At 65.5% G+C, this 23,698-nt stretch carries 24 protein-coding genes; 10 read left to right on the top strand and 14 right to left on the bottom strand.

Features of this window, described 5'->3' with window-relative positions; translation table 11 throughout:
• The first annotated feature begins 23 nt into the window (after positions 1-23).
• Positions 24-1,103 carry a cell division protein ZapE gene (zapE, locus tag LZA78_RS07265; RefSeq protein ID WP_233676275.1) on the top strand — a complete coding sequence of 360 codons (1,080 nt, stop codon included), beginning with the start codon at positions 24-26 and terminating at the stop codon, positions 1,101-1,103.
• Here zapE and LZA78_RS07260 read toward each other — a convergent pair.
• From LZA78_RS07260 to LZA78_RS07240, 5 genes are all read right to left on the bottom strand, one after another.
• Positions 1,100-2,119, bottom strand: a complete 1,020-nt coding sequence (locus tag LZA78_RS07260) for an LLM class flavin-dependent oxidoreductase (RefSeq protein ID WP_233676274.1) — start codon at positions 2,117-2,119, stop codon at positions 1,100-1,102. The genes zapE and LZA78_RS07260 overlap by 4 nt on opposite strands.
• Before the next feature lie 96 nt (positions 2,120-2,215).
• Positions 2,216-3,490: a bifunctional folylpolyglutamate synthase/dihydrofolate synthase gene (locus LZA78_RS07255; RefSeq protein ID WP_233676273.1), complete on the bottom strand. Its 1,275-nt coding sequence runs from the start codon at positions 3,488-3,490 to the stop codon at positions 2,216-2,218.
• Between the two features lie 72 nt (positions 3,491-3,562).
• Positions 3,563-4,471, bottom strand: a complete 909-nt coding sequence (gene accD / locus LZA78_RS07250; RefSeq protein WP_233676272.1) for an acetyl-CoA carboxylase, carboxyltransferase subunit beta — start codon at positions 4,469-4,471, stop codon at positions 3,563-3,565.
• Between the two features lie 72 nt (positions 4,472-4,543).
• Positions 4,544-5,434, bottom strand: a complete 891-nt coding sequence (locus LZA78_RS17895) for a CPBP family intramembrane glutamic endopeptidase (protein ID WP_233676271.1) — start codon at positions 5,432-5,434, stop codon at positions 4,544-4,546.
• Complete coding sequence (locus LZA78_RS07240) at positions 5,431-6,189, bottom strand: sulfotransferase family 2 domain-containing protein (RefSeq protein ID WP_233676270.1); 759 nt, start codon at positions 6,187-6,189, stop codon at positions 5,431-5,433. The genes LZA78_RS17895 and LZA78_RS07240 overlap by 4 nt, the downstream gene beginning before the upstream one ends.
• A 122-nt stretch (positions 6,190-6,311) precedes the next feature.
• Between LZA78_RS07240 and LZA78_RS07235 the strand changes: the two genes are divergently transcribed.
• Positions 6,312-7,070, top strand: a complete 759-nt coding sequence (locus tag LZA78_RS07235; protein ID WP_233676368.1) for a TSUP family transporter — start codon at positions 6,312-6,314, stop codon at positions 7,068-7,070.
• Here LZA78_RS07235 and LZA78_RS07230 read toward each other — a convergent pair.
• Positions 7,067-8,056 carry an asparaginase gene (locus LZA78_RS07230; RefSeq protein WP_233676269.1) on the bottom strand — a complete coding sequence of 330 codons (990 nt, stop codon included), beginning with the start codon at positions 8,054-8,056 and terminating at the stop codon, positions 7,067-7,069. The two genes, LZA78_RS07235 and LZA78_RS07230, sit on opposite strands and share 4 nt — an antisense overlap.
• A gap of 21 nt (positions 8,057-8,077) precedes the next feature.
• Here LZA78_RS07230 and LZA78_RS07225 point away from each other — a divergent pair, with 21 nt between their 5' ends.
• Both LZA78_RS07225 and rlmN read left to right on the top strand, forming a co-directional pair.
• Entirely contained in the window at positions 8,078-8,749 is a 672-nt protein-coding gene (locus LZA78_RS07225) for an invasion associated locus B family protein (RefSeq protein ID WP_306798964.1), read from the top strand.
• Positions 8,750-8,858: 109 nt separating this feature from the next.
• Complete coding sequence (rlmN, locus tag LZA78_RS07220) at positions 8,859-10,040, top strand: dual-specificity RNA methyltransferase RlmN (protein ID WP_233676268.1); 1,182 nt, start codon at positions 8,859-8,861, stop codon at positions 10,038-10,040.
• Positions 10,041-10,047: 7 nt separating this feature from the next.
• Here rlmN and LZA78_RS07215 read toward each other — a convergent pair whose 3' ends face one another.
• Both LZA78_RS07215 and LZA78_RS07210 read right to left on the bottom strand, forming a co-directional pair.
• Positions 10,048-11,637, bottom strand: a complete 1,590-nt coding sequence (locus LZA78_RS07215) for an ArnT family glycosyltransferase (RefSeq protein WP_233676267.1) — start codon at positions 11,635-11,637, stop codon at positions 10,048-10,050.
• Positions 11,624-12,430, bottom strand: coding sequence for an LOG family protein (locus tag LZA78_RS07210; RefSeq protein WP_233676266.1), 807 nt, complete (start codon positions 12,428-12,430; stop codon positions 11,624-11,626). Before LZA78_RS07210 ends, LZA78_RS07215 begins: the two co-directional genes overlap by 14 nt.
• Positions 12,431-12,547: 117 nt before the next feature.
• Here LZA78_RS07210 and dapD point away from each other — a divergent pair, with 117 nt between their 5' ends.
• From dapD to LZA78_RS07195, 3 genes are all read left to right on the top strand, one after another.
• Complete coding sequence (dapD, locus tag LZA78_RS07205) at positions 12,548-13,375, top strand: 2,3,4,5-tetrahydropyridine-2,6-dicarboxylate N-succinyltransferase (RefSeq protein ID WP_233676265.1); 828 nt, start codon at positions 12,548-12,550, stop codon at positions 13,373-13,375.
• A 123-nt stretch (positions 13,376-13,498) separates the two neighbouring features.
• Positions 13,499-13,852, top strand: coding sequence for a DUF8846 family protein (locus LZA78_RS07200; RefSeq protein WP_233676264.1), 354 nt, complete (start codon positions 13,499-13,501; stop codon positions 13,850-13,852).
• A gap of 78 nt (positions 13,853-13,930) precedes the next feature.
• Entirely contained in the window at positions 13,931-15,199 is a 1,269-nt protein-coding gene (locus LZA78_RS07195; RefSeq protein ID WP_438811061.1) for a lytic murein transglycosylase, read from the top strand.
• Here the strand turns inward: LZA78_RS07195 and LZA78_RS07190 are convergent.
• Positions 15,196-15,882 (bottom strand): NnrU family protein, encoded by a 687-nt coding sequence (locus LZA78_RS07190; protein ID WP_233676263.1) that lies wholly within the window; start codon positions 15,880-15,882, stop codon positions 15,196-15,198. The genes LZA78_RS07195 and LZA78_RS07190 overlap by 4 nt on opposite strands.
• Positions 15,883-15,959: 77 nt before the next feature.
• Here LZA78_RS07190 and LZA78_RS07185 point away from each other — a divergent pair, with 77 nt between their 5' ends.
• Positions 15,960-16,523, top strand: a complete 564-nt coding sequence (locus tag LZA78_RS07185) for a DUF4202 domain-containing protein (RefSeq protein ID WP_233676262.1) — start codon at positions 15,960-15,962, stop codon at positions 16,521-16,523.
• Here the strand turns inward: LZA78_RS07185 and LZA78_RS07180 are convergent.
• The 4 genes from LZA78_RS07180 to ade all read right to left on the bottom strand — a co-directional run bounded on the left by LZA78_RS07180 (position 16,520) and on the right by ade (position 21,185).
• Positions 16,520-17,383, bottom strand: a complete 864-nt coding sequence (locus tag LZA78_RS07180; RefSeq protein ID WP_233676261.1) for a DMT family transporter — start codon at positions 17,381-17,383, stop codon at positions 16,520-16,522. The two genes, LZA78_RS07185 and LZA78_RS07180, sit on opposite strands and share 4 nt — an antisense overlap.
• A gap of 91 nt (positions 17,384-17,474) precedes the next feature.
• Complete coding sequence (locus tag LZA78_RS07175) at positions 17,475-17,762, bottom strand: HU family DNA-binding protein (RefSeq protein WP_218630387.1); 288 nt, start codon at positions 17,760-17,762, stop codon at positions 17,475-17,477.
• A gap of 148 nt (positions 17,763-17,910) precedes the next feature.
• Entirely contained in the window at positions 17,911-19,386 is a 1,476-nt protein-coding gene (locus LZA78_RS07170; protein ID WP_233676260.1) for an AMP nucleosidase, read from the bottom strand.
• On the bottom strand, positions 19,383-21,185 hold the full coding sequence (gene ade, locus LZA78_RS07165) for an adenine deaminase (protein ID WP_233676259.1): 1,803 nt from the start codon (positions 21,183-21,185) through the stop codon (positions 19,383-19,385). Before ade ends, LZA78_RS07170 begins: the two co-directional genes overlap by 4 nt.
• Positions 21,186-21,260: 75 nt before the next feature.
• On the opposite strand from ade, the gene LZA78_RS07160 reads away from it, so the two are divergent.
• Together LZA78_RS07160 and LZA78_RS07155 are read left to right on the top strand one after the other, a co-directional pair.
• The gene (locus LZA78_RS07160; RefSeq protein WP_438811063.1) at positions 21,261-21,554 is read left to right on the top strand and encodes an Rdx family protein; all 294 of its coding nucleotides are present in this window, start codon (positions 21,261-21,263) and stop codon (positions 21,552-21,554) included.
• A complete protein-coding gene (locus LZA78_RS07155; protein WP_233676257.1) occupies positions 21,551-22,393 on the top strand; it encodes an SDR family oxidoreductase in 843 nt (280 codons plus the stop codon). The genes LZA78_RS07160 and LZA78_RS07155 overlap by 4 nt, the downstream gene beginning before the upstream one ends.
• Here LZA78_RS07155 and LZA78_RS07150 read toward each other — a convergent pair.
• The gene (locus LZA78_RS07150) at positions 22,381-23,616 is read right to left on the bottom strand and encodes an MFS transporter (protein ID WP_233676256.1); all 1,236 of its coding nucleotides are present in this window, start codon (positions 23,614-23,616) and stop codon (positions 22,381-22,383) included. The two genes, LZA78_RS07155 and LZA78_RS07150, sit on opposite strands and share 13 nt — an antisense overlap.
• Positions 23,617-23,698: the final 82 nt, after the last annotated feature.

Below are 23,698 nucleotides of genomic sequence, written 5' to 3'. Positions count from 1 at the left end.
GCACCACGCGATACCTAGTCCGAATGAAACAGACGCTGACCGAGATCTACGACGCGCGGGTCGCCGCGGGAACGCTCCATGCCGATGCGGCGCAGCGCGCGGTGCTGCCGATGCTCGAACAGGTACGCGAGCAACTGGAGGCCCCGGCGAAGAAGGCGGGGATCTTCGGGCTCTTTGCCAAGCCGCCCGAGGCGGTGCGCGGCCTTTATCTCTGGGGCGGGGTCGGGCGCGGCAAATCCATGCTGATGGATCTGTTTTGCGATGCGGTCGATGTGCCCAAGCGGCGCGTCCATTTCCACGCCTTCATGCAAGAGGTGCAGGCCAAGATCGACGTCGCCCGCCGCGCCAAGGTGGAAGACGCCCTGATGCCCGTCGCGAAAGAGATCGCGGGTTCGCTGCGGCTGTTGTGTTTCGACGAGATGCAGATCACCGACATTGCCGATGCGATGATCGTGGGCCGCCTGTTCGAGACGCTGTTCAACCTGGGCGTCACGGTGGTCACCACCTCGAACCGGGTGCCCGAGGATCTTTACAAGAACGGCCTCAACCGGCAGCTATTCCTGCCCTTCATCGGCGTTCTGCGCGCGCAGCTTGATGTCCATGAGATCGAGAGCGAGACTGACTATCGCCAACACCGGCTGGCAGGCGCGCAGGTCTATTTCCAGCCACTCGGCAAGGTCGCGCGCACCCAGATGGATGCGCTGTGGGACGAGCTGACCGGCCATGACGAGGCCACGCGCCTTGTGCTGACCGTGAAGGGCCGCAAGGTGGTGATCGAGCATTTCCACAACGGCGTCGGGCGCGCGTCCTTTTGGGATCTTTGCGCCGCGATGCTGGGGCCGGCCGACTACCTCGCCATCGGCGAGGCGGTCCGGGTGTTGTTGATCGACGACATCCCGCTGCTGTCCGCGTCGAACTTCAACGAGGCCAAGCGCTTCGTCATCCTGATCGACGCGCTTTACGAGGCCAAGGTGCGCCTGATCTGCTCGGCCGCCGATGTGCCCGAGCGACTTTATATCGAGGGCGAAGGCACCTTCGAATTCGAGCGCACGGCCAGCCGCCTGCGCGAGATGCAAGGCGCCGACTGGGGCGCCGAGGCCTAGGCCAGCAACTCGCGCACCATGGGCGCGACGCGGGTGCCATAAAGCTCGATCGTCTTGAGCAGGTTTTCCGGCGCCTGCGGACCTGCACTGTATTTAAGCGTGAAGCGCGCAAGGCCAAGCGTCTTGACGGTCGTGGCGATCTTGCGTGCCACCGTCTCGGGCGAGCCGACATAGAGCGAGCCATGCGCGATCTCGGATTCGAACGCCTCGCGGGTCAGCCGCGGCCAGCCGCGCGAGCGGCCGATAAGGTCATGCATCTCGGCATAGGCGGGGAAGTATTCCTCTTTCGCCTCGGTATCGGTACGGGCGACATGGCCGGGCGAATGCACGCCGATGGGCTGCACGGGCGTGCCGATCTGCGCGTGGGCACGGTGGTAAAGATCGACCAGCGGTGCGAAGCGCGCCGCATTCCCGCCGATGATCGCCATGACCAGCGGCATGTTCATCGCCGCGGCCTCGACCACCGATTGAGGGCTGCCGCCCACGCCACGCCAGACGCGCAGCGTCTGTTCGGGGCGCGGATAGACCGTCACGCCGCGCAGATCGGGCAGGTGACTGCCCTGAAAGCTGACCTTGGCCTGCGTCGTCAGCAGATGCAGAAGCTGGGATTTTTCCTCGAACAGCGTCTCGTAATCATCAAGCTTGTAGCCAAAAAGCGGGAAGCTTTCGGTGAACGAGCCGCGCCCGATGGTGATCTCGGCCCGGCCCGGCGCGATGGCGTCGAGCGTGGCAAAGCGCTGGAATAGGCGGATCGGATCGTCCGACGAGAGCACCGTCACCGAGGTGCCCGCCTTGATCCGCTCGGTTCGGGCAAGGATCGCAGCCAGGATCGGCTCGGGTGCCGAGACTGCGAAATCGGGGCGGTGATGTTCGCCTATCCCGAAATAGTCCAGACCCACCTGGTCGGCGAGGATCCCCTCGGCCACCGTGTCGCGGATGACCTGCGCGCCCGAACGGTTGCCGCCCGCATCGCGGGTGATGTCGCCAAAGGTGTCGAGGCCGAATTCAAGGCTCATGATGCGCTCCTGCTGTTGGGCGCAAGATAGGACCAGCGGGCCTGTGCGTATAGCGCACTTTACGCACAATGCTTGCTATATGGGCGCGCGGAAGGCCTAGCCGTTGTCGCGCAGAACCTGCCCGGCAAGGTAAAGCGAGCCGCAGATCAGCACGCGGGCTTGTGCGTCCTTCGCGGCGATCGCGGCCAGCGCCTCGGCCACCGACGCCGCCGTGCCGCTGCGCGCGAAACCCGCGCGGGCGGCAGCCTCGGCCGTGGTCTCGGCGGGCAGGGTGTTCGGCTCACCGGGGATGGCAACGGCGGTCAGGCTTTGCGCATGGGCCGCCAGTGGGCGCATGTAGCCCGCGACATCCTTGGTATTGAGCATCCCGCAGATCAGATGCGTGGGACGCACGGGCATACGCGCGAGCGTCGCGGCCACGGCCTCGCCCCCCGCCGGGTTGTGCCCACCGTCGAGCCAAAGCTCGATCCCCGGCGCCTGTTCGACCAGCGGACCACGGCGCAGACGTTGCATCCGCGCGGGCCATTCGGCGCGGGTTACGGCGGCCTCGCAGGCGGTCTCACCATAGCCGAGCGTTCGCAGCGCCGCGATGGCCGCGCCCGCGTTCTGGATCTGATGCGGCCCGGGCAGGTTCGGCAGCGGCAGGTCCATCAGCCCGTTCTCATCCTGATAGATCAGGCGGCCGCGTTCTTCGAAGGCGTGCCAGTGCTGGCCATAGGCGAAGATGGGCGCGCCGAGGCGCTCGGCCCGCGCCTCGATCACGGCCAGGCCTTCGGGCTCTTGCGGGCCGACCACGACGGGCACGCCGCGCTTGATGATCCCAGCTTTCTCGCCCGCGATCTCGGGCAGGGTCTCGCCCAGGAATTGCTGATGGTCGATCGAGACAGGCGTGATGATGCTGAGCGCGGGGCGGTCGATCACGTTCGTCGCGTCAAGCCGCCCGCCGAGGCCGACCTCGAGCAGGGTGTAATCGGCCGGGGTGCGGGCAAAGGCCAGGAAGGCCGCCGCCGTGGTGATCTCGAAGAAGGTGATCTGCACGCCGCCGTTCTTCGCCTCGCATTCGTCAAGCAGCGCCGCGAGCGCGGGTTCCGAGATCAGATCGCCCGCGAGCCGAATGCGTTCGTGGAAACGCGCGAGATGGGGCGAGGTATAGGCGTGGACGCGCTTGCCCTCGGCCTCAAGCCCCGCGCGGATCATCGCCTGGGTCGAGCCCTTGCCATTGGTGCCCGCGATATGGGTCGCGGGGGGGATGGCGCGCTCGGGGTGATCGAGCGCGGCCAGAATGCGGTGCATCCGGTCAAGCGTGAGGTCGATCACCTTGGGGTGCAGCGACATCAGCCGCGTCAGGATCTGGTCGGAAGGCAGGGTCATCTGGGTCACCCGTTCAAGCCGGGCCGGGGGCGCTGCCCCCGGACCCCCGGGATATTTATGCCACGTTGAAGATCAGGCCTTGGTCGCTTCGGCCGATTTGCCCGGCGCCGGAAGGTCGCCCGCAACGGCCGGCGGCAGGCCCATGAGCATCCGCAGGATCGTGATCAGCTCCTCGCGCAGTTTCATGCGATGGGTCACGCGATCGAGCATACCGTGATCGAGCAGGTACTCGGCGCGCTGGAAGCCCTCAGGGAGTTTTTCGCGGATAGTCTGCTCGATGACGCGCGGGCCGGCGAAGCAGATCAGCGCGTTGGGTTCGGCGATCTGCACATCGCCCAGCATCGCGTAGGAGGCCGTCACGCCGCCCGTCGTCGGGTGGGTCAGCACGACGATATAGGGCAGGTTGGCTTCCTTGAGCATCTGCACGGCGACCGTGGTGCGCGGCATCTGCATGAGCGACAGGATGCCTTCTTGCATCCGTGCACCGCCTGCAGCCGAGAACAGCACGAGCGGGCGCTTGAGTTTCACCGCGCGCTCGGCCGCCGCGATGATCGCGTTGCCGACATACATGCCCATCGAGCCGCCCATGAAGGAGAAGTCCTGCGCGGCGGCGACGATCGGGGTGCGGCCGATCTCGCCCTCGGCGACCAGCATGGCTTCTTTCTCGCCCGTCGACTTCTGCGCGGATTTCATCCGGTCGGGGTATTTTTTCTGATCCTTGAACTGGAGCGGGTCCGCGATCGGATCGGGCACCTTGACCTCGGAGAAGATGCCGCCGTCAAAAAGCGCGGTGAAGCGTTCGCGCGGGGTGATCGCCATGTGGTGATCGCAATTCGTGCAGACGTTCAGGTTGTCGGCCAGTTCGCGGTGGAACAGCATGGTTCCGCATTCGGGGCACTTGGTCCACAGGTTCTCGGGCACCTCGCGGCGCGAGAACAGCGAGTTGATCTTGGGTCGGACGTAGTTCGAGATCCAGTTCATCTGCCTGTGTCCTTCTGCAATGCGCCTTCCGTCACGTCCGCCCCAGATAAGCCCGTAGCGCGGGAAATGCAATCAGACGCGCAGCATAAGCCGCGCCAGAAGCCACGAGACGAGCATCCCGACGAAGTCGGTCGCAAGATAGGGTGCGAGCGAGGCCAAGTCCCGATTGTTGATCACCAGCGTATAAAGCGCCAGCCCGTCGAGATTGCCATAAAGCCCTACAAGGAAGATCGACGAGAAATTCGTGGCGAAATGCATCGCCAGCGCCGCGCCGAGGTTTCCGGTGCGCGCCGTCAGATCGGCGGCAAGGCAGCCGAACACAAAGGCCCAGAGCGCGGGCCAGATCGCATTCGCGCCGAAATCGCCTGGCGCGTAATGCAGCACACCGAAGAGGGCCGAGGGCAACGCCATCCAGACAAGCGGACGCGCGCTGCGCACACCAAGTTGTTGCAGCAGGTAGCCGCGAAAGACGACCTCTTCGGCGGTAACCTGAATCAGCAAGAGCGGCAGCGCCACAGGCAGCCAGCGCAATAGCACCGCGAAAGGCGTCGCCGCGCCGACATCGGGGTTGAGCAGCGACAGCGGCATCATCAGCAAGACCAGCAGCAGAAGGGGTGCGGAAACCTTCACGAAGTCACGCAGCGCCCCGCGCCCGGTCAGCGTGGACAGATCGCGCCCATGCAAAAGCTTGGCCACCAGAACCACCGCCATCAGCATCGGGATGAAGGTGGCCAGTGTCAGCGACAGCCCGACCGGCGTCGAGGCGCCGACCATCCCGGCTACGAGGCGCGCGAATTCGAACTCGCTCATCATCTTGGCGACGGCGCTGAGCGCACCGAAGACGAAAGCCATGTAAAGGACCGAGATCCCGACCACACCGGCGAGGGTGCGCCAGATCTCGGCGCTGTTACGTGCCGGGGCGCTGAACTGGGAAAGACGCGGATAGGGGGCCACGGCGGTCACTGCATTTGTCCGAGGAGTCTGAGATCGCCTTGATAGAGGCGCGCGATGCGGGCTTGCAGATCCGGCGTCACAAGCTGTCCGCGCGCAGCTGGCGGGGTCAGCGTCGGATTCTTGCGCGGCAACGTCTCCAGCGCCGCTAGCTGCGCCGTGCCAAAGCCCATCTCGCGCAGCGTGGGCATTAGCGCTTCGTCGAGTGTTTCAAGCATCAGCACGCGATCGTATCGAATCAGATCTTCTCCGATGATCCGGCCCTGCAGACTGAGATGCGAATTCCATTCGGAGCCGTGCCGCTCCATCCCGGCCACGAACTGCTCGAACGGGATCAGCTTGCGGATATGGCGGTTCGCCTGCTCGATATGGGGCCAGGCGCCGAGGCCGCTCAGGGCCTGGCGCAGCTTGCCCCACAGATAGGCGTGTCGGGCAAAGCGCTTGGCATAACGGTTGATCTTGCTGAAATAGCCCGACACGAAACGCTGCGTCGGATCACGCAGGACGGTCATGAAGCGATAGCCCGGGTCGCTTTTCTGCATCTGCGTCAGCTCAGTGAATCGAGCGACGCGCACCTCCAGCCCCGCAGCGAGCATCTGCGCCCTGCCCTCTTCCGAGCGAATGAAATTGCGGGTGCTCAAAGCATGTGCCCCCAGACCCGCAAGCGTCAGGAACGCCGCGATCATCGTCGTCGAGCCGCATTTGGGAACGAGAACCACCACCAGCTTGGCGGGCGCGTAGTGGATGATCGTGGTCGAGCGTTGCATTGGCCTTGGGTCCCCGCAGGTGCCGAACGGTAATACGCGCACCGCAGAGCCGCAAGCAATCGGCTCTCTTTACATTGGGCGGAGGGCAGCCGATGAAAGGCGGTCTGACCCTTTGGTGCCGCATGTTCGAAGTCTCGTTGGAGCTTGCCCTGATGCTGATCGCCGCGGCCTTTGCCGCGGGCTTCGTGGACAGTATCGCGGGCGGCGGCGGGCTGATCACCCTGCCCGTTCTACTACTAGCCGGCGCCACGCCCTTGCAGGCGCTCTCGACAAACAAGGTGCAGGGCTCGTTCGGCGCGGCCACCGCGGCGCTGTCCTATGCGGCCTCTGGGCATGTGAACCTTCGTCGCCAGATCCGCGCGGCGGGATTGGCCTTTGTCGCCGGGTTGGTGGGCGCGCTTCTGGTATCCGTCATCCCGACCGAGGGGCTGCGGCTTGCGCTGCCCGTCGTGCTGATCGGGATCGCAGCGTTCTTTGCACTAAAAAAGGGCCTTGATGACACCGATCGGACCGAACGGATCCGCCCTGCGAGTTTTACCGCCTTCGTGGTGCCGCTGATCGGGTTCTATGACGGGCTGATCGGCCCTGGCGCGGGGGCCTTTTACATGATCGGCTTCGTCACGCTGGCGGGTTACGGCGTGCTGCGCGCGACCGCGCATACCAAACTGCTGAACTTCGCCTCGAATGTCGGGGGGCTCGTGGCTTTTGCCGCCGTGGGTGCCCCCTGGTGGATCACCGGGCTTGCCATGGGGCTGGCACAGGTCGCGGGGGCGCGGCTTGGCTCGCGCCTTGCGATGCGGGTGGGGGCCAAGGTGATCAAGCCGCTTCTGGTCGTGACCTCAACCGCGCTTGCGCTGCGGCTGATCTGGCAGATGATCTAGGCGAATCCCGGAGCAAGCCGCATCTCGCCCACCACCAGCCCGCGCCGATTGGTCATGGCGCGCGGGATATACTGCTCGACCACCGGATCGGCGGCCTCAAGCGCCCCGAGCCGCACAAGGATCGCGGTGATCGCGGCCTCCGCCGCGCGGGTCGCACCATCGGCGAACTTGACGGCGATACCCCGGCTCTGTTCGGGCAGGATGGCGACGAACACGCCCTCGGCCCCGGTCTTGACCGCGCCCTTGCCGTTCAACGCACGCATGAGCGCCGTGCAGGCCCGCCCTTCGCCCGCGACCAACTCGGGGAAGGTCATCATGGCACGGGTCAGCCGCGCGGCGGCGGCCTCGCGCAGCGGGCCATCGGGGTTCGCGGCGGCGAAGAACTGCATCGCGCGCGCAAGCCCGGTGATCGTGCAGGCGAAATTCGGGGCCGAGCAGCCGTCGATCCCGAAGCGGGGTGAGGTCTCTTGCGTGACCTCTTCGAAGGCCGCCTTGACCGCGCGCTGCACGGGATGGTCGATCTCGACATATTCCGGGCCTGCGCCCAGATGGCGGCCGAGCGTCAGGAAACCCGCATGTTTGCCCGAGCAGTTGTTATGCAGCTGGCAGGGCGCAGCCTCCGAACAGATCACTTGTTTCATCTCGGCCCGGTCGCGCGGCATCTGTGGGCCGCAACGCAGGTCGGGCTCGTCCAGACCCAGGGTCGCAAGCCACGCCTGCAGGCCTTGCACATGCATGGCGCCCCCGGAATGCGAGGCACAGGCCAGCGCCAGCTGCCGCTCGCCCAGACCCGCCGCATGGGCCGCGCCGCTTTCAATCAGCGGCAGCGCCTGCACCATCTTGCACGACGAGCGCGGATAGATCACCGCGCCGGGATCGCCCCAGACCGCCTCGATCCCGCCGGGGCCATAGATCACCGCATGGCCCGCATGGGCCGATTCCAGCATCCCGCCCCGCCACAACTCGATCATCGGTGCTGCCGTCATCGCCCTCTTTCCCGTTCACGCATGCGCGAATTCCCGCCGTTGGGGCTTTCCCCGATTGGCACTTTTACGTTATCTGTGGGATATCGAGTTGAAATCCCTTCCGCCATTGGAAAAAAGGGCACAAAGCCCGCCTGGCGGGGCAGAGGCATCTGGCAGCTGGAGGCTGTAATCATGAAGAATTCCGTTCTGCGCGGCGCTGCGATCCTTGCCGCTTCGGTCCTGACCCTCGGCACGGCTCAGGCGCAAGAAACGATCAATCGCGTTGCCGCGAACACCGACTGGGGTGTGTTCGTCGGCGAAAATCCCAAAGAGTGCTGGGCCGTCTCGGCGCCGATCGAGACGGTGAACACCAAGGACGGCAAGGTCGTGGAGGTGCGCCGTAGCGACATCCGCCTGTTCGTGACTTTCCGCCCCGGCAAGCCGGGCGAGATTTCTTTCGCTGGCGGATATACCTTCAAGGACGATTCAAAAGTGGAAGTCGTGGTGAACACTGGCGCCAAATTCTCGCTCTTCACGTCTGGCGAAGGCGCCTGGACCGCTCCGGGAGAGGACACTGGCGTCATTACCGCCCTCAAGGCGGGGGGGGATGTCACGCTGACGGGCATTTCGAGCCGCGGCACGCAGACCCAAGACAAGTTCTCGCTCATGGGTTTCACCGCAGCGATGGACGAAGCCGCCAAGCGCTGCCAGTAAGCCGCGCGCACCGCGCCAGGGCCCCGGCTTGGCCGGGGCTTTTGCATTTGCACTACACGTTTGGCAGCGAATCCCCTATATGAGGCGCTTGCCCAGCCAGGACACTGCCATGAACACGCCCTCCGCACCGATCACCCAAGACGTGCACACGATCCCGCGCAAGCTGCCCGAGGGCGGCAAGGTCAACCTTGTGGGTCTGACCCGCGAGCAGTTGCGCGATGCGCTGATCGAGGCCGGCACGCCCGAAAAGCAGGCCAAGATGCGCGTGGGCCAGATCTGGCAATGGGTCTATCACTGGGGCGTGCGCGACTTCGCGCAGATGACGAACCTGGCCAAGGATTACCGCGCGCTGCTGGACGAGAAGTTCGATATCTCGGTCCCCGAGGTGGTAACCCGGCAGGTCTCGATGGACGGCACGCGCAAATACCTGCTGCGCATCGCAGGCGGGCATGAGGTCGAGGTCGTCTATATCCCCGAGGAAAACCGCGGCACGCTGTGCATCAGCTCGCAGGTGGGCTGCACGCTGACCTGCTCGTTCTGCCACACCGGCACGCAGAAGCTGGTGCGCAACCTGACGGCGGGCGAAATCGTCGGTCAGGTCATGGTCGCGCGCGACGATCTGGACGAATGGCCCCAACAGGGCGCCCCCAAGGACGAGACCCGCCTTGTGTCGAACGTCGTTCTGATGGGCATGGGCGAGCCGCTTTACAATTTCGACAACGTCCGCGACGCGATGAAAGTGGTGATGGATGGCGAGGGGATCTCGCTCTCGCGCCGCCGCATCACGCTGTCTACCTCTGGCATCGTCCCCGAGATCGCCAAGACCGCCGAAGAAATCGGCTGCCTTCTGGCGATCAGCTTCCACGCCACCACCGACGAGGTCCGCGACAAGCTGGTGCCGGTGAACAAGAAGTGGAACATCGAGACGCTGCTCAACACGCTGCGCGACTATCCGCGGCTGTCGAATTCGGAACGGATCACCTTCGAATACGTCATGCTCAAGGACGTCAATGACAGCGATGCCGACGCCAAGCGTCTGGTCAAGCTGATCCGCGGCATCCCGGCCAAGATCAACCTGATCCCGTTCAACGAATGGCCCGGCGCGCCCTATCAGCGCTCCGACTGGGAGCGGATCGAGGCTTTCGCCGACATCATCTACAAGGCGGGTTATGCCAGCCCGATCCGCACGCCGCGCGGCGAGGATATCATGGCCGCCTGCGGGCAGCTGAAATCCGCGACCGAGCGCGCGCGCAAGTCGAAGGCCCAGATCGCCTCGGAGGCGGGGCTCTAGGCCCGCCTCACCCGGCCTTGCCTTCCCACAGGCACCAATCGGCACCGTAGAAATAGACGTGCTCCGCCTTGGTGGGGTCGAGCGGGACTTTCTTGCAGATCCCGGCGAGCATCCCGCTGGGGTGCGCGGCCAGCCACTCTGCCGCCTCTTCCGCCTTGGGCAAGTCGATCGCGTTGAAGAGGCGGCCTTCAAAATCGAACTCGTCGTTGTAGCGGTCGGTGACCACCGCGACGCCATCGGCCTGATGCAGCGCAAGCTGGCGCCCGATGACCCCGGCGTCATAGGCGCGGTGCAGGCCCGTCGTGGCGATCAGCCCCACCGCCGCAAGGATCAGCCCCAGCCCCAGCGTCGCCATCCCCGCCGCGCGCGGCTGTCGCAGCGCGGCCACGGCCAAAAGGGCACAGACCAGTGCAAAACCCACCACCGGCGCAACCGGATGCAGAAGCGCGCTGAGCTTGGCATCGCCCCAAAGCCCAAGAGACACCCCAAGCGCACCACCCCCCAGCAGCACGGCCAGCACCGCGGCAGGCAGCGCCCCCCAAAGCCCCCGCACAGCCGATTTGCCGCTGACAACAAGGCCGCGCCCGAAGATCAGCGCCACTGCGGGCATTTCGGGCAGCAGGTAATGCACCTGCTTGCCCGAGATCAGCGAGAAGAGCACGAATCCCGCCCCCGCCTGCACCAGACACAGGCGCAGCGCACGATCGCTCGGGCGCAGGCTGCGCAGCCCCGACCAAAGCGCGGGCGTCCAGACCCAGGGAAAAAGCACAAGCGGCAGCGTCGCCAACAGCCAATACCACGGCCGGGCATGGGCAAAGCTTTGCACGGTGCGGCCGGCGGTCTGCTCCCACAAGATCATATGGCGATATTCGGCCCCGCCGGTGATCGCGGCGGGAACGACCCAAAGGCCAACCAGCGCCAGCGCTACACCGAAGGCAAGTCCCGCGCCCTTTGCGATATCGCGCCCCGCAGGGCGTTGCGCGGGATCGGACCAGAGCGCATAGGCCGCCAGCGCGGGGCCAAGGTGGAACAGGATCACCGGCCCCTTGGCCAGAATGCCGAAACCAAGCGCCAGACCCAGCCCCGCCCAGGCCCGCCGGTTTAGCCCCGGCGCTGCAAGGGCCGACAGCATCGCCCAAAGCCCCGCCAGCGTCGCGGTGGAGAGCATCGTGTCGAACATCGTCGCGCCCCCATAAAGGGCGAACACCGACATCCCCGCCAGCACCACAGCGGCCAGCGCGCCGCTGGCATCATCCCACAACCGGCGCCCAAGCGCCCAGGTGCCCATCAGCGTCAGCACCGCGAAGATAGGGCCGACAAGGCGCGCTGCGAACTCGCTGACGCCACCCGTCACAGTCCAGGCGAGGTTCATCAGCCAGAACAGCATCGGCGGCTTGTCGGTATAAAGCTGGAAGTTCTTGAGCGGCAGGAACCAGCTGCCGCGCTGGCGCATCTCCCATGCGACGTCGATATAACGGGTCTCGTCAATCGGGATCAGCGGGCGCAGCAACACGCCCAGAACAGCCACCGCCGCAAAACCCGCAATCATCGCCAGCCCGAGCTGGCGGGTCGAAAGACCCTTTTCAGTCACAGCCATACTCCCAACCATCGATGATCGCGATGGCTTCCTCGGCGTTGTCGACAAAGCTGATCAGATCCAGATCCTCGGGCGAGATGGTCCCGGCATTGGCCAGCGCCTGCCAGTTCACGACCTCTTCCCAGAAGGCGCGACCGAAGAGGATGAACGGGATCCGCCGCATGCGCCCGGTCTGAATCAGCGTGAGGCTTTCGAACATCTCGTCGAGCGTGCCGAAGCCGCCCGGGAAGATACAGATCGCCTTGGCGCGCATCAAGAAATGCATCTTGCGGATCGCGAAGTAGTGAAAGTTGAAACACAGGTCAGGTGTCACATAGGGGTTGGGCGCCTGCTCGTGCGGCAGCACGATATTGAGGCCGATTGAATGCCCGCCCGCCTCATGCGCACCGCGGTTCCCGGCCTCCATGATACCCGGCCCGCCACCGGTCACCACGACCTCCTCGCGGCCATAGGTTCTCATGCTGCGCTCGGTGATCAGCCGGGCCAGCTTGCGCGCCTCGTCATACCAGCTCGACAGCGCCGAGGCCTTGCCCTCACCGCCCGGCTCGGGGATGCGCGCCGAGCCCATCAGCACCACGGTCGAGTTCACGCCGCGCTCATCGAGGATCATCTGCGGCTTGAGGAGTTCCAGCTGAAGCCGCACCGGGCGCAGCTCTTCGCGCATCATGAAATCGGTGTCGCTGAAGGCCAGACGATAGGCCGGGGCGCGGGTTTGCGCGGTATCGGGGACGCGCTTGGCGGCCTTGGCGTCTTGATGGCTGTGGCGGAACGGGTGGCTGCGTGAGTCATCCATCGGAACGATCCTTTCGCGCGTTGATCCAAGCGCCGCATTGCGCGAGGCCTGCCTTCCAACTATAGGCTGTTCCCTGACAAGACCATATACAACGCGCCAATCTGCAAAGGGGACACCATGTCGAACGCCGCCCTGGAAACCGCCATCGAAGCCGCCTGGGAGGCGCGCGACACGATCACCCCGCACACCAAGGGCGAGGTCCGCGACGCTATCGAGTCGACGCTGCACGCGCTTGACCAGGGTCAGCTGCGCGTGGCCGAGCGTCAGGCCGACGGCAACTGGCACGTCAACCAATGGGCCAAGAAGGCCGTTCTGCTCGGCTTTCGCCTGAAGGACATGGAAGTGCAGACCGGCGGCCCGCAGGGCGGTTCCTGGTGGGACAAGGTCGACAGCAAGTTCGCCCATTGGGGCGAGGCGCAGTGGAAGGCCGCGGGCTTCCGCGCTGTTCCGAACTGCATCGTGCGCCGCTCGGCCTATATCGGCAAGGGCGTGGTGCTGATGCCGTCCTTCGTGAACCTCGGCGCCTTTGTCGATGAGGGCACCATGGTCGACACTTGGGCCACCGTCGGCTCCTGCGCGCAGATCGGCAAGAACGTCCACCTGTCGGGCGGCGTCGGCATCGGCGGCGTGCTTGAACCCATGCAGGCCGGCCCGACCATCATCGAGGACAACTGCTTCATCGGCGCGCGCTCCGAGGTGGTCGAGGGCTGCATCATCCGCGAAGGCTCGGTCCTGGGGATGGGCGTCTATATCGGCCAGTCCACCAAGATCGTCGACCGCGAAACCGGCGAGGTCATGTATGGCGAGGTTCCGGCCGGTTCGGTCGTCGTCTCGGGCTCGATGCCCTCGAAGAACGGCATCAACCTTTACTGCGCGGTGATCGTGAAGCGTGTCGACGCCAAGACCCGCTCGAAAACCTCGATCAACGAGCTGCTGCGCGACTGATCGCAGATCGCACCCTGTGCAAGGCCCGCCCTCGCGGCGGGCCTTTTGCGTAAGGGGCGCGGAAGAACTTGACATGACCAGCCCGACGGGTGACCCCGGACAGGCAGAACCCCGGAGATCGCCATGACCGACACGCCCGAAAAACCCGTCAAGGAAAAGCGCCCGCAGCAGGTTTACACGCTGCTGGTCGAGGTTGGCCGCAAGGCGGGCGACGGTCTGCCCAAGGGCGCGACCGGCGCGGGTATCCTGTGCTATGCCTCGGGCGTCGATGAGGCCGAGGCCGTACGCGAAACCGTGGCGATCCTCAAACTGGCCGACATGGCGCCGCTTGATGTCACCGGCTACGGCACGCTGGCCGAGCGCGAAAAACAGGGCGACGAGATCGACCCCGAGGAACGCGCCCTGATGGACCGCGCGCTTGAGGAAAACTCGGTCATCGTCGTGCAGATGACGCCCTTCTTTGGCGAGAGCGAATAGGCGGTTTGCCGCGAAGCCGATTTGCGCCTGCCACTGCATTTGCTAGACTGCAGCAAAACAACGAACAGCAGGCAGGCCATGAAACGAGCAGTCAATCTTGCCACCGTCACCGCTTTGGCCTTCAGCGGCCTGTCGGCCTGTGCCGGCCCGCTGGAGACCTCGCCCCGCCCGGCGATGCGCGCAGGAGCCCAGATGATCGACGAGATCCCCCCCGTTGACCCCGCCGTGCAGCGCGGCTTTGAAAACTGGCTGGAGGGCTTCAAGCCCCGCGCCACGGCGGCCGGCATCTCCGACGCGACCTGGGCGCGCGCCACGCAAGACATCCGCTACAACCCCAAGGTCATCGAGCGCGACCGCAACCAGGCCGAGTTCACCAAGACGATCTGGGAATATCTCGACAGCGCGGTTTCGGACACGCGCATCGAGAACGGCCGCGCGGCACTGGCTGAAAACGCGGCGCTCCTGCGCCAGATCGAAGCGCGCTACGGCGTCGAGAAAGAGGTCGTCGTCGCGGTCTGGGGGATGGAATCGAACTTCGGCAAGAACCGGGGTAGCACGTTGATCATCCCGGCGCTGGCGACGCTGGCCTATGACGGGCGGCGTGGGAACTTCTTTGCGCAGCAGTTCATCGCGGCGCTGCAGATCATCCAGGCCGGTGACACCGACGCGCGGCACATGACCGGCTCCTGGGCCGGGGCGATGGGCCATACCCAGTTCATCCCCAGCTCCTACCTTGCCTTTGCGGTTGATTTCACCGGCGACGGAAAGCGTGACATCTGGTCGGAGAACCCGGCCGATGCGCTGGCCTCGACCGCCGCCTATCTCGCCCGGTCCGGCTGGTCCAAGGGGCAACCCTGGGGGGTTGAGGTGCGCCTGCCGCAGGGTTTCAACTACAACCTCGCCGGCAAGACGGTGAAGAAATCGCCCGACGAATGGGCGGCGCTTGGGGTGCGGTCTGTGAATGGCGGGCGGGTGCCGAATTACGGCTCGGCCTCGATCCTGCTGCCTGCGGGCGCGCAGGGGCCGGCGCTGATGATCTTTGGCAATTTCACCGCGATCTCGCGCTACAACAACGCCAATGCCTATGTGATCGGCGTGGGCCATCTGTCGGACCGGCTGAAGGGTCACGGCCCCTTCGTGCAGGCCTGGCCGCGCGACGGGCGCGCGCTGAACGCGGCCGAGCGGCAAGAGCTGCAAGAGCGCCTGACCGCGCGCGGCTTCGACACGCAGGGCACCGATGGCAAGATCGGCCCCAACACCATATCGGCCATCATGGCCTGGCAGCGCGCCAATGGCCACGCGCCCGACGGCTATGCCTCGATGGAGATCCTGCTCGCCCTGCGTTAAGGCAGCGGCGAGAACCCGATGACCGGCGCGTGCAGGTGGAAGATCGCTGCCCAGAGCACCACGGCCAGACTCAGACGCAAGAGCGACGGCCCCTGCCGGGGCTGCCAACGCCCGGTGATCAGCGCCTGAAACGGCCAGTCAGAGGTGCGCCCGGACAGCCGCGCCCACTCGGCCTCGCCCCAGAGGCGGCGCTTGCGGGCCTCCATCGCGCGCATCCCCATCAGCGAGAAAGCAAAGAACACGCCAAAGAGGATGACATGCGCCAGATCGCCATTGGCGATCAGATGCGCGCCCGACCACAGGATCAGCGCCCACAAAAGCGGCTGGCGCACCACGCCCGCGATGCCGGGGTGATCGGGGTCAAAACCCTCGGCCCGCCCCTCGAAGGCGAAGGGGTTGGGCGCGGCAACACCGAATGTTCCCAGCACGACCGCAAGTGGCATAGCGATGTTGAGCAGCCAGCGCGGCCAGCCCGCCTGCGGCCAAAGCTCGACAAACGGCGCGCGACCGGCGGCGAAGATCACCCAGAACAAGAGCCCGGTCGAAAGCAGGCTGAACCCCCAGACCCAGCCGCGCTGACCCATCACCGCCACGATCCGCCCCTTGATGCGCGGATTGGCTGGCACCGCGTGGGATGCCATGAAAATAAGCCCCGCGATCAGAAACTCGGCCCAGCCTGTCATTTGCCTCTCCTTCTTGCCGTGGACCCTGCCACGAAATCATGCGAACGTGCCTTGACGAAAATCAGCCCCGGAACGCCATGACCACGCCCCTCGCCCGCGCGCTGCGCGCCATCGACGCCGCCAACTCCGCCGACCCGACGATCGAGGCCAGCCAGCCCGCCGCGCTGCTGTATGGCCAGCGCATGTCGTCTGAACTGGCGCGGCTGTTTCCCGATGCGTCCGAGCCGCTGCAAATCGCCGCGCGCGGCCAGCATATCGAACGCTGGCTGCTGCCGCGCGCAGAGTTTCCCGAGGGGCGCGAAGGCTATCTGAACTGGCGCCGCGAACAGGGCCGCCGCCATGCCGAGCGCGTGGCCGACATCATGCGCGAGTCGGGCTATGACGAAGACGCCGTCGAACAGGCCGCGAAGATGCTGCGTAAGGAGGGCATCAAGCGCGACGCCGAGGTGCAGGCGCTTGAAGACGTGATCTGCTTTGTCTTCGTGCGGCACTATTTTGCCCCCTTCGCCCCCTCGCAAGAACCCGAGGCGCTGCTGAAAATCGTGCAGAAGACCGCGCGCAAGATGTCGCCCGAGGGCCGCGCCCGCGCACTGGCCGAGTTCGACCTGCCCGAGCCCTTCGCCTCCGCCTTCCGCGACTAGGCCTGTTTCGACAGCTGCACCGCAAGAATACCGCCCGCGATCACCGCGACCCCGGCCAGATCGAGCCAGCCCAGCCGTTCGCCCAGAACGGCTGCGGCGATGGCCACGCCGAAGAACGGGTTGAGGAAGTGGAAGGTCGCCGCCTTGACCGCGCCGATCCGCCCGACAAGACGAAACCAGATCCAGGTTGCCAGAACGCCCGGCACCAGCGTCGTATAGGCGAAGGCCCCAAGTAGGCGCGGCGTCCAGTTGACCTCATAGGTCTCAAGCCCGGCGGAGGCCACGGCCAACACCGCCGAGCCCACGAACATCTGTAGCCCCACGATCATCATCACATTGCCGCCCGAGGCCGCGCCGCGCACGCTGAGCGTGGCAATCGACAGCGCCAGCGCCGCGACAAAGCACAGCGCCATGCCGACCGGATCGACGCCGCCCGACAGGCGCGCCCCCATGATGATGGCCACGCCCACAACCCCGGCCATCAGGCCCAGCACGCCCAAGGGCCGCACCCGGTCTCGGAACACGGCCCATCCAAGGCCCGCCACCATCAACGGCATGGTCGAAGCGATGATCGAAGCGACCGAGGCCTCGACCCATTGCATCGCCACGAAGTTGAGGCCTAGGTAGAGCGCGTTCTGGCACAGCCCGAAGATCAGCGTCGCGCGCCATTGCGCACGGCTCAGCCGCCAGGTTTGCCCGGCCGCAAGCGCGATCCCCACGCCGATCATCCCCGAGATCAGGAAGCGCAGCGCCAGCGAGGCCAGCGGCGGCGCATCGGCCACGATCATCCGCGCCGAGGTGAACGCCGAGGACCACATCAGCGCGAAGGCCAGCCCCATTGCGATTGCGCGAAGATCCATCGAAACCCTTTCCCGGCCAAAGAAAAAGGCCGCCCTGCTCGCAGGGCGACCCTATCGGATGGTGCAGCCCCCGCAAGGGGGTGCGAACCGATCAGGCGTTGACGCTGTCTTTCAGCGCCTTCGCGATGGTGACTTTGACCTGCTTGTCAGCTTCCTTGGTCTTGGTCTCACCGGTGGCCGGATTGCGGACCTGACGCTCGGGGCGGGCCTTGCAATAGACCTTGCCGATACCCGGCAGGGTCACGGCGCCGCCCTGGGCGACTTCCTTGGTGACGACTTCGGCAACAGCGTCCAGCGCGGCCGAGGCGGTTTTCTTGTCCGAGCCCATGACTTCGGCCAGAGCGGCCACCAGCTGGGTCTTGGTCAGCGGTTTCGACATTGCTTTTCCTCTCATGCGCCCCGTTTGTTGCGGGGTCAATTTCAGGCCGCGTTCCACGGCTTCGTGTGCCCCTAACACACGCTTTTTCAGGGCAAGGCAAGCCTTTTTCGCCTTTATCCACGGGATTTCCCGCAAAGGCGGCGTTGCGTCACAGGAATGCGGTTTCCTCGAAGCTGCGCAATTTCCGGCTGTGGATACGCTCCAGCGGCATCTGGCGCAGCTTTTCCATCGCCCTTATGCCAATCTGCAAATGGTTGGCCACCTGGGTGCGATAGAACTCGGTCGCCATGCCGGGCAGCTTCAATTCGCCATGAAGCGGCTTGTCCGAGACGCACAGTAGCGTGCCGTAAGGCACACGGAACCGAAACCCGTTCGCCGCGATCGTCGCACTTTCCATATCGAGTGCGACCGCGCGGCTCTGGCTGAGGCGATGCACCGGACCGGACTGGTCGCGCAGCTCCCAGTTGCGGTTGTCAATGGTCGCGACGGTGCCGGTGCGCATGATGCGCTTGAGCTCATATCCATCCAGCCGCGTCACCTCGGCCACGGCCTCTTGCAGGGCGATCTGGATCTCTGCCAGCGCCGGGATCGGCACCCAGACGGGCAGGTCATCGTCGAGAACGTGATCCTCGCGCAGATAGGCGTGGGCGAGGACGAAGTCGCCCAGGCTCTGCGAGTTGCGCAGCCCGGCGCAGTGCCCCACCATCAGCCAGGCATGGGGGCGCAGCACGGCGATATGGTCCGTCGCGGTCTTGGCGTTCGACGGCCCCACCCCGATATTGACGAGCGTGATCCCGTTCCCATCCGCGCGCTTGAGGTGATAGGCAGGCATCTGCGGCATCTTCGCCAGATGCGGGATGGCCCCGTCGGGCGTCGTGATTTCGGTATTTCCCGGCGCCACGAAGGCCTCGTAACCCGAGTCCGGGTCGGCGAGCATACTCCGGGCGACCTTCTCGAACTCATCGACGTAGAACTGGTAGTTCGTGAACAGCACGTGGTTCTGGAAATGCTCGGCCGCGGTCGAGGTATAGTGCTGCAACCGCGCGAGCGAGTAATCGACCCGCTGCGCGGTGAAGGGCGCCAGATGCCCCGAGCCGTCCGGGTTCGGCCCCGCCATACCGTTGACGATGTCGTCGTTCATATTGGCCAGATCCGGCACGTCGAAGACATCGCGCAGGCTGAAATCGAGAACGCCCTCCTGCGGCACGCTGACCTCGGGGTGGGCCGCCACCGCGAAATGCACCGGGATCGGCGTGGCCGAGACACCGATCTGCACCGGCACGCCGTGGTTGCGGATCAACAGCGCCAGTTGCTGCGTCAGGTAGTTGCGAAACAGGTCGGGCCGGGTGATCGTGGCCGCAAATGTTCCCGGCAGCGCGACATGGCCGAAACTCAGGCGGCTGTCGGCCTTGGTATGAGAGGCCACGGAAACCCGCACCTCGGGGTAGAAGGCGCGGAAACGCGCGCTCGGAAGTCGGGCGTTCAGCGTCTCGTTGAACTTTTGCAGCAAGAACCCGGTCGCCTCGGCATAAAGCGCCTCAAGATGCGCGACGGCCTCGGCCGCATCGGTGAACAGCTCGGGCTCATGCGCATGCGGGGTCAGGGTGGTCAGCGGTTCATTCATTCGAAAAGCTCCGTCAGTTCGAAGCGCGTCACATCGACCAGCCCGAGGTCGGAGATGCGGATTTCGGGGATCACCACCAGCGCCAGAAGCGAGTGCTGCATATAGGCGTTGTTCAGTGTGCAACCGCATTCGGCCATCGCCTCGACCATGCGCGAGGCTCGGTCTGCCACGGTGACGGCCGGATCGTCCGACATCAACCCCGCGATCGGCAGCGGAACCGAGGCAATCTCGGCCCCGTCCTTCCAGACGCTGATCCCGCCGCCCATCTCGCCCAGACGATTGGCGCAGGCCGCCATCATCTCGCGGTCGGTGCCGACGACGATCATGTGGTGGCTGTCATGCGCCACGGTCGAGCCCATGGCCATGCGGCCCTCGTAGCCAAAGCCCGAGACAAAGCCGTTGACCACGCCGCCGGTGCCGCAATGCCGCTCGACCAGCGCGATCTGCGCGATGTCCTGCGCGGGGTCGCCATTGACGCGGCCATCGAGCACCGAAAGCTCGGCAGTAAGCGCCTTGGTGGGGGCCTGGTTCTCGACCACGCCGATGACGCGGGCGGTGACGGTATTGGCGCCTTCGGGGGCAGTGATGACGAAGTCATCCGCCACAAGTTCCTTGCCCAGATGCACCGTCTGGCGCGCGGCCTCGGGCCAGTTGTAATGCGGGCAGTCAACCGTGATCTTGCCGCCCATCGCCACGGTGCGCCCGCGCGCAATAACCTGCTCGACTGGCAGAGTGACCAGATCCGAGGTCAGGATCAAATCGGCCCGCCGCCCCGGCGCGATGGAGCCCAATTCGCGCTCCAGCCCGAAATGGGTGGCGGTGTTGATCGTGCACATCTGCAACGCCACCAGCGGGTCGGCGCCGCAGTCAACCGCATGGCGATAGACGCGGTTCATATGCCCGTCATTGACCAGCGTGCCCGAGTGGCAATCGTCGGTGCAAAGGATGAAGTTGCGCGGATCGAGGCCCTTCTCGGTCACCGCCGTGATCTGCGTCTTGACGTCATACCACGCGGACCCCAGCCGCATCATCGAGCGCATCCCCATCCGCACCCGCGCAATCGCATCGGCCTCGCAGGTGCCCTCGTGGTCATCCGCCGGGCCGCCCGCGACATAGGCCCGGAACGGCCCGCCCAAATCGGGGCTGGCGTAATGCCCGCCCACGGTCTTGTGCGCGTTCTGCGTCGCCGCGATCTCGGCCAGCATCTTCGGGTCGGCATGGATCACGCCGGGGAAGTTCATCATCTCGCCCAGACCGATGATACCCGGCCAGGTCATCGCCTCGGCCACATCCTCGGGGGTGATCTCGTAGCCCGTCGTTTCCAGCCCCGGCGCCGAGGGCGCGCAGGATGGCATCTGGGTGAAAATGTTGACGGGCTGCATCAGCGCCTCGTCATGCATCATCCGCACACCGGCAAGGCCCAGCACATTTGCGATCTCATGCGGATCGGTGAACATGGTCGTGGTGCCATGCGGGATCACGGCGGCCGCGAATTCGGCGGGGGTGAGCATCCCGCTCTCGATATGCATATGCCCATCGACAAGGCCGGGGATCATGTAGCGACCATTGGCCTCGATAACCTCGGTCTGCGGGCCGATATTGACCGACAGATCAGGCGCAATCGCGGCAAAGCGCCCCTCGGCCACGGCGACATCGTAGCCCTCCAGCACCTCACGCGTGTGGACGTTTACCCATTTGCCGCCCCGGATCACGAGGTCGGCGGCCTCGCGGCCCGCGGCGACGGCGATCAGGCGCGGCGCGGCCTCGGGCCATGTTTTCAAAGTGTTTTTATGTTCCATGGCTCAGGGTGCCACCGAGTACGAAGGCTTGCAAGTGACGTTGTTATGACCGGCTTGGCGCGCTATCTGTTGGCCATGGAACATGCATCGAAACCCATCGTCACGATCACCTATTGCACCGGCTGCAACTGGCTCTTGCGCGCCGGATGGATGGCGCAGGAACTGCTCTCGACCTTCGGCGAAGACCTTGGCGGGGTGACCATTGTCCCCAGCCATGGCGGCGCCTTCGAGGTCACCGTGGACGGCACGCTGCTGTGGGAGCGTAAGCGCGACGGTGGCTTTCCCGATGCAAAAGAACTCAAGAAACGCCTGCGCGACGTGATCGAACCCGACCGCGACCTGGGCCACATCGACCGGAGCGGCACATGAAAACCCTTCTAAGCATCGGCCACGGCTATTCCGCGCAGGAACTGGCCAAGATCCTGCTGCCACAGGGCTGGCGCATCATCGGCACGACCCGCAGCGCCGAAAAGGCTGACGCCCTGCGCGCCACGGGCATCGAGGCGATCATCTGGCCGGGCGACCCCCTGCCCCTGTCCGAGGTCACGCATCTGCTGACATCGGTCGCGCCCGATGACGATGGCGACCCGGTTCTGCGCGCCCATGGCGCCGAGATCGCCGCCGCCGCGCCGCATCTGGAATGGGCGGGGTATCTCTCGACCGTGGGCGTCTATGGCGATCATGGCGGCGAGTGGGTCGATGAGGACACCGCCCTCACCCCTGCGACCAAGCGCGGTCAGGCACGCGTTCTGGCCGAGGGCCAATGGCAGGCCGTGCCCGGCCTCAACCCGCATATCTTCCGCCTCGCTGGCATCTATGGCCCGGGCCGTGGCCCCTTCGCCAAGGTGCGCGCAGGCACGGCGCGGCGCATCGTCAAGCCGGGGCAGGTCTTCTCGCGCATCCATGTGGCAGACATCGCTCGGGTGCTCGCGGCCTCGATCGCGCGGCCCGATCCGGGGCGCATCTACAACGTCTGCGACGACGAACCCGCGCCGCCCGAGGATGTGCTGAGCCTTGCCGCCGCGATGCTGAACCTGCCCGAGCCGCCCATGGTCCCCTATGACGAGGCCGCCATGAGCCCGATGGCCCGCAGCTTCTACGCGGAATCGAAGCGTTGCCGAAACGACCGGATCAAGCAGGAGCTTGGCGTCAGCCTGCTCTACCCCGATTACCGCGCCGGACTGGCGGCACTGCTTCAGACGGACTGAGCCTGCATCGGCCGCTCGCGCACCGGCAGGTGCACGATGGCCGAGAAGGCACCGACGCCCACGCCGACCCACCACACCATCGTGTAGTCGCCGTAGATGTCATACAGCTTGCCGCCAAGCCACACGCCCAGGAACGCTCCGATCTGGTGGCTGAGGAAGACAAAGCCATAGAGCGTGCCCATGTAGCGCAGCCCGTAGATATAGGCGACCAGCCCCGAGGTCAGCGGCACGGTCGCCAGCCACAGCGCGCCCATCACCAGCGAGAAGATGAGCACCGTTGCGGGCGTCATCGGCAGCAAGATGAACGCCGCCGCGGCGATTGTCCGGCCCAGATAGATCAGCGCCAGAAGGTTCTTCTTCGACCAGCGCTTGCCCGCCCAGCCGGCGTAGATCGAGCCCGCGATATTCGCCAGACCAATGACCGAAATCGCGATGGCCCCAAGGGCCGATTGCGTCTCGATCCCAAGCGCGGCCAGCATGCCGGTCGGGTCCACGGCGCCGCACATCTCGGTCACCATGGCGGGGAAGTGAGCGGTGATGAAGGCCAACTGATAGCCGCAGGAAAAGAAGCCCAGGAAGATCAGCGTATAAGAAGGGTCCTTGAAGGCGCGCTTGAGCACGGTGCCCATGCTTTCCTCAAGCTCGGCCCGGGTAGCGCGCTGCGGCGCGCGCAGCATCGGCAGCGCGAACAGGCTGGCCATGATGACAACGGCGAAGATCAGGAACACGCTCTGCCACGGGAAGTAACCCAGCAGCATCTCGGCCACCGGCGCGCCGAAGACCTGCCCCGCCGAACCCGCCGCCGTGGCGATGCCAAGCGCGAGCGAGCGGTTCTCATCGGAACTGGCGCGGCCCACGACCGCGAGGATCACGCCAAAACCCGTGCCCGCGATGCCGAAGCCCACGGCGATCTCAAGCAGGTCATGCTGCCAGGGCGCGGTGGCAAATGCCGAAAGCACCAGCCCCGCAGCATACATCAGCGCCCCCACGATGATCGCGCGGCGGTCTCCGAAGCGTTCCGCCAGCGCGCCGAAGATCGGCTGGCCGATACCCCAAGCGAGATTCTGGATAGCGATGGCCAGACTGAACTCGGCCCGCGGCCAGCCGAACTCGGAGGCAATCGGGATCTGGAAGACACCGAACGAGGCCCGCACCGAGAAGCTCAGCATCAGGATGATCGCCCCGCCGATCAGGACGGGGGTGAACAGGGGGGCTTTGGTCATGGGTGTCTCCCGTTGCGCGAAGGTCCATTTCGCCATGCTGCAACAGCAGCGTCAATCGCGCGATTGTGTCCCGAACAATCGC

The sequence above is a fragment of the Rhodobacter flavimaris genome (assembly GCF_021378075.1).
Taxonomy (GTDB): Bacteria; Pseudomonadota; Alphaproteobacteria; order Rhodobacterales; family Rhodobacteraceae; genus Rhodobacter; species Rhodobacter flavimaris.
Note: the sequence above shows the minus strand (reverse complement) of the source record. Positions and strands in the feature narration are given on the sequence as shown.